The sequence below is a fragment of the Citreicoccus inhibens genome, assembly GCF_019039035.1.
Classification (GTDB): Bacteria; Myxococcota; Myxococcia; order Myxococcales; family Myxococcaceae; genus Citreicoccus; species Citreicoccus inhibens.
The window spans coordinates 1-3,199 of sequence record NZ_JAHNZT010000095.1; the positions used below are offsets into that span (position 1 = coordinate 1).

A 3,199-nucleotide genomic window follows, 5' to 3' on the forward strand; every position below is an offset into this window, starting at 1 on the left:
GTGTTCCGGCCGAGCAGGAAGCAGCCGCTCGATGCGTCGCCACAACTTGTCTGGCACCCGCCAGCCGTCGTCCTTCTTCACTACCCCATGGCCGCGTCCTCCTGCCTCTTCAACCCGGCAGGAGGCCGACCTTCCTCCCTACCGAAATAGGCTCTTATTGGGCCGTCCCCTGGCTGGCCGCTGTAGTGGCAGCAAGCCGGCCAGTCTTGCCCATTGCGCGTCGGTCAGTTCGCCTCGGCTCATTCATCCTCAATGCCGGGCAACCTCGACCTATCTTGCGGACACACCCTAGCCGTTACTGATGACTATCTCTGGCTGGTCCTCGGCGTAGATGGAGAGCGTCCGCTGCACGCCGGCCCCCAGACTCCACAGGTTGGCCATCGCGGACAACCAGCTCACGAACGCCCGCATTCGGAACGACTCAGCCACCTGGTCGTTCAGCGCTTCGAAGGCATTCACAATGACCGAGTGCGTGTCGTGCTCGGAAATAGCGGTTTCGGAGCGAATCGCACGACTCAGGAAACTGAGCCTGTCGACGACATCTCGCCAATAAGCGTGGATCTTTCCGAAGGGCTTGCCGCCGATGTCGCCTCCGTATCTCGACTCCTGAACAAAGAGGTCGATGAGCGTGCCGGGTCGCCCGCTCTTCTCCCATTCGATGAGGTCGGGGCCACCCATGGCCCCTAAGGTCTTGAGGCGCGCGACTACGGTCCTGATTATCCGGTCGTTGTTCCAGTCTCGCCCCTTGGCCTTGAGGTACTCGTCCCAGATGGGGGCGAAGACCAGCTCCCGGTTCCCGGGGGTGCTGCGCACCACGAGCTTCGGATCCTCCGGCATCGCGCGGGCCAGGGCCAAAGCGAACTGATGACGCTCACGATCTGCCTCAGAGTCTAGCATGCTTATGAACCGCCGGAAGTACTCCTGATCAATCCGGAGCTCCAGTCTCGCCGTGGTGTTCGTTCCCTGGGGCGCGATGGCATGAAGCTTCTCTATGAGGGCTGGCGCTGCGTCCTGCTGGATAATGCCCCAAACGACGGCATCACTCGTGATGCGGTGGAGGTAGCCCTTGGAGAGCTTCGCCTCCAGCGAGGCGCGAGCATAGAAGGCATACTCGAACTCGTCGGCGCTGGGCGTTAGCGAGTACTCGGGCATTTGGGCACTGAAGTCGATGCCATACCGCCGATCCTCATTTCCGTAGACCACGCCCGATTGCTCGAAGCTGCGAGCACCAAGGTATGCGATGCGCCGCGGGCCATTTCGAAGATCTCTCGAGGCATTCTGCACCACGGACTTCAGACTCTGCCTACCCTCGTTCTTCCCGATGACGAGGTCTCTCCATTGCAACCCAAAACCCCAGGTCTGCTCCCGGGTGATGGACTGCATCTGGAAGAAGCGACGCAGCGCCGAGTCCGGAACCGTCTTCTGAATGGCCTCCAGGTTGCCGGAGAGCAAGGACTTGTGCGCCGTCTCCAGTTCCTGAGCGCTGAGCTCCAGTTCCAGAATCGTTGCGTCCTCTGTGCAGCGACGGTACTCGTAGCTGAAGTTCCCCGTTAGCGCGGTATTGACGCTTCCTTCAACCAGTTTCCTCAGCGTGTCATAGGCGGAGAAGAGCTGATCCACCGTGACGGGAATCCCCAACCGATCGAAGAGGGCTATCGCCAGGGGCTCGAGGGCTGGACGCACCGAGTTGTTCCGAATTCCGTTCACTACCTCCGCGACATCCTGAGCCTCCTTACTGGTAGCTACCGCCTTGAGGAGCGCGGTAAGCACGGGCGAATCGCCCCCCAGACTGACGGTGATTCCCGCCCCCGTCGTGCCAGTCCTGGCGGTCGCCTTTCGAACGGACACACGCAGAGGGCCACCGTTCATTGGACGAGAGAAGACGAGTCGGAACTCATCCTCAATAGCCACACTCGCACCAATGAATGCAGCCACGTCTGCATCGAGCTGAAGTGCGACCAGTTTGGTCAAGCGCTTCGCAATTACGGAGGCTAACGTCGCCCCCACGAATGACCACGACACCTTCAGTCCAGCCTTCACCGCCAGTCGCGTCTGGAAGGACAGCGCATCCCCCGCCTGAAGTTGCTGGACATCGCTCAGCAAGAACGGAAGTCGCAGGGACTGGACATCCTGACGAAGGGCATCCTCCAGATTCTGCGCCGGTGAATGGCTGCGGTAGTCGGCCACGACGACATTGACCGAACCGCCACCATTGAGCGTGACGAAGGGGAACTCCCCTGTTCCCTCTGCCTTGGCGCTCACCTCCACTGCATACTTCAACCAGCAGGCCGCGTTGTCCGTAGAGTAGAGCGGCTCTGGCGTCGAGCCATCCGAGTCCTTCGCAGGTACGCCAATGATGCCCTGGTCGTCCGCGTCGTTCCGGTCATTGAACAACTCAATGGGCGTTCTCAGCGCCGCCGAGAGGGAGAGCTTGCCACCCGGGATGGGCAGTTCCTTGTCTCCATCGAGCGTGGCGATGGCGAGATTCTGTGCGTGCGCGGCGCTCCCGAGAGATTGCCTGAGGGTACTCACTTCCGGAAACTGGATGCTCCAGCTCATGGTCGGCCCCTTGTCGGTGGTCCTTGCGGTGCCAGAAGACACACAAGGACACAGCCGTTCTAATCTTAGGGGCATCTTAGGCATCCCGTCCTGGAGGGCTGTACGTCTGTTATTTTCCAGACAACGACATGCCCCGCAGGCTACGGCTGTCCCTGGTCGAGGTCGGAAGAACAACTCGGTGTGCCGAACGCTCAGGTTGGTCTACTCCACGTGGAGGGAGGTTACTGGCCGAGGCCCTGCATGTTCAGCACTGGCCCAAGCGCCGACATGAACAGAGCGATGCCGAGTGGAGATACATGACGCCGTCTTGAATCCCAGGACTACCCTCACTCGCAGCGAAGAGATGGCGACCTCATCAACGCGGTAAACTGGCTCGCAACAATAGGAGCACAGTGGAGTTGCATCGTCGAAGCTGTCCTGCGGCCAACCATCCCCGGAAGCGTCGATAGGCGGAGGACGGATGGCATAGGCCCGTGGCCTTCAACGCGCCCCACTGCATCCCCGTGCGCAGCACTAGGGGCTGTCCCTGATTAATGCAGCCACAGAGCCATGGCCGCGACGTGGAGGACGGCGAGGTAGCAGGTCGCCGTCTTGTCGTAGCGGGTGGCGACGGCGCGGCATCGCTTGAGGTCGTGGAAGC

At 61.1% G+C, this 3,199-nt stretch carries 1 protein-coding gene and 1 pseudogene; both read right to left on the reverse strand.

Features of this window, described 5'->3' with window-relative positions; translation table 11 throughout:
- Positions 1 to 288 precede the first annotated feature (288 nt).
- Positions 289 to 2,559, reverse strand: coding sequence for a hypothetical protein (locus KRR26_RS36265; protein ID WP_217082172.1), 2,271 nt, complete (start codon positions 2,557 to 2,559; stop codon positions 289 to 291).
- Between the two features lie 406 nt (positions 2,560 to 2,965).
- Positions 2,966 to 3,180 (reverse strand): annotated as a pseudogene (locus KRR26_RS37960) (hypothetical protein); the annotation flags it as partial.
- Positions 3,181 to 3,199: the final 19 nt, after the last annotated feature.